Annotated in this window: 4 protein-coding genes; all 4 read left to right on the top strand. The window is 60.0% G+C overall.

Annotated elements, in window-relative coordinates:
- Positions 1-379 (top strand): TrbI/VirB10 family protein (locus ACEQXE_RS00090; protein WP_370176865.1); only part of this gene is annotated, 379 nt, incomplete at its 5' end.
- Position 380: 1 nt separating this feature from the next.
- The gene (locus ACEQXE_RS00085; RefSeq protein ID WP_370176864.1) at positions 381-1,415 is read left to right on the top strand and encodes an ATPase, T2SS/T4P/T4SS family; all 1,035 of its coding nucleotides are present in this window, start codon (positions 381-383) and stop codon (positions 1,413-1,415) included.
- Between the two features lie 16 nt (positions 1,416-1,431).
- Complete coding sequence (locus ACEQXE_RS00080; RefSeq protein ID WP_370176863.1) at positions 1,432-1,851, top strand: hypothetical protein; 420 nt, start codon at positions 1,432-1,434, stop codon at positions 1,849-1,851.
- Positions 1,851-2,284: type IV secretion system protein (locus ACEQXE_RS00075; protein ID WP_370176862.1), on the top strand; the 434-nt coding region annotated here is incomplete at its 3' end. The genes ACEQXE_RS00080 and ACEQXE_RS00075, both read left to right, overlap by 1 nt.

Raw genomic sequence — 2,284 nt, 5'->3', positions numbered from 1 at the left:
CTCCGATGTCGCACTCGCCCAATCGCGCGTCATGGTGGCATGGGACCGGATCATCTTGCCCGATAATCAGACCGTGCAGATCAGCGCCTTCGGTGGAGACGAACTCGGCCGTACTGGCACCACCGGGCTTGTCGACACCCGTTTCGCGCAACGCTTCGGCTCCGCCGCGCTGATCTCCTTGATCGGCGCCCTGCCTGCGGCTGCAGCGGGTCAAATCGACAGCGAGGCGGCGGCCGATGTTGCGAGTGATGTCGGCACCGACCTGCGCGATAGCGCGCAAAGCGTGATGCAGGACTATCTGGCGATCCGGCCAGTGATACATGTCGATCAGGGTACACGGATCACGGTCATGGTTGATCGTGACCTCGAGATTTTCTGACATGGCTGCAAGTTATCTGGAAGCGTCGCTCGACCGTTTCGGCCCCGAGGTCCTGCGCGACGACACGATCGAGATCTGCATCAATCCCGACGGACAAGTCTGGGGCGAATTCCAGGGCGATCACTTCATGCGAGGTCTCGGCAGCCCGCTGAGCCAGACCGAGATCAAGGACCTCGGCAACCAGATCGCCTCCGCCGCCTCGACGACGCTCAGCACGAAGAAGCCTATCGTCTCGGTCTCGATCCTATATCGAGATCGCCCAATCCGCGCGCAGGTGATCCAGCCGCCGGCAGTCGAGGGCGGTTTCTCGATTTCTCTTAGGTTCTTTTCCTCCCTGCCGCTGGAGGCAATCCGGCTCGGCTTTCTCTATGGAAAGGAGCGCAGCCTCGAAGGTCTGCGGCGCGAACGTAACGCCGCGCTGCGCAATGTGGTTGCCTCCGGCGACATCGACGCCGCGCTGCGCTTCTGCGTCGAGAACAAGCTCAACATGATCGTTTCGGGCGGTACATCGACCGGCAAGACGGTCGCGGCGCGCAAGATCCTTTCGCTGATCCCGCCCGAAGAGCGGATCATCACCATCGAGGAGGCGGCCGAGCTGCGCCCCGAGCAGCCCAATGCCGTGACGTTGGTCGCGGACCGGGACACGGATGCCCGCAGTGCCGATGTGCTCTTGGCCTCAACGCTTCGCATGCGACCCGACCGGATCGTCCTGGGCGAAGTCCGCGGGCGCGAGGCGATGACGTTTCTCGAGGCAATCAATACCGGCCACGGTGGATCGCTGACTACGCTCCATGCCGAGACTCCACAACTTGCTGTTCGCCGCCTCGCCATCGCCGCCCTGAAAACCGATGTGCCAATGACCTACGCCGACATGATCGATTATATTGAGGGCTCGATCGACGTGATCATTCAGGCGGGCCGCCATGAAGGCACGCGCGGGATCACCGAGTTCTTTCTCCCGGGCCAAACCACAGATTTGAACCTCGACACGGTCGACGGCAGAGGCAACAAGAGCCCCTCCGTTGCCGCTGAGTAAAAAAGGAACCCCCCAGATGCGAAAACCAATCCTCGCACTCATGCTTGCCGCCTTGGCGGGCCCCCTTGTGGCGCAGACTTCGCCTCAGGTTTCAAACGATCTCACAGTCGATATGTCGCCTCAAAAGTACCGGATTTGCAACGATCGTCCGGCGCGACCGACTTGGATGGACGAAATCAATCCGCGTGAAGCTTACAAGGCAGCAGCTTTGATGGAGTTGTACGAAATTCGGGCTTGGGAGGAGATCGCTGAATCTGGCGACTGCGGCTGTGAAACCCGCTTTCCCGCTTGGGATAGCTCCGATGGCGAATATCATGAAAGGTATGCAGGCCTTAGCCAAGCCGAGCATTCAGCGTTTCGCCGCGACTGGATTGAAGTAAGGAAGCAACTCGAGCCGAGCGTGCGTACAATCTGCGAAGCTCAAGGCAACTGGTAATGGGCGTCGTCAGCTGGATGGTCGGAACGGCAGACGCGTTCCTTGTCGATGCGGCTGAGTCCCAGTTCGGGGCCGTGGCAAGCAATACCGGCGCGATCGTCCTGCTGATGGTCACGCTTTCGCTAATCGGCGTCTGCATCAACATGGCATTCCAGTTTCGCAGCATGGATGGGGCCAGCTTCTTCTGGTACCTGATCAAGCTGACCCTTATCGGTCTGTTCGCCTTCAATTGGGCAAACTTCAATGCAGTAGCAAACGCAGTCATTGGAGGCTTGGACTACGTCGCTGGCGCACTGGTGTCTTCGGTTGGCGGCGGAGGAGCCGGAGCCACACACTTTGCCGGCGAATTCGACATCCTGATCGAAAAATTCAGCCAGTACCTGAATGCCATCGGCAGCAACCTGAACTGGATGACGGGCGCGATCCTAGGCGG

The sequence above is a fragment of the Alteriqipengyuania sp. genome (assembly GCF_964222115.1).
GTDB lineage: Bacteria > Pseudomonadota > Alphaproteobacteria > Sphingomonadales > Sphingomonadaceae > Alteriqipengyuania.
This window is presented reverse-complemented; position numbering and strand designations above follow the sequence as displayed.

Excerpts from the sequence above, each read along its gene's own strand:
- ACEQXE_RS00080 (WP_370176863.1), top strand. The coding sequence starts at position 1,432 with ATGCGAAAACCAATCCTCGCACTCATGCTTGCCGCCTTGGCGGGCCCC.
- ACEQXE_RS00085 (WP_370176864.1), top strand. The coding sequence starts at position 381 with ATGGCTGCAAGTTATCTGGAAGCGTCGCTCGACCGTTTCGGCCCCGAG.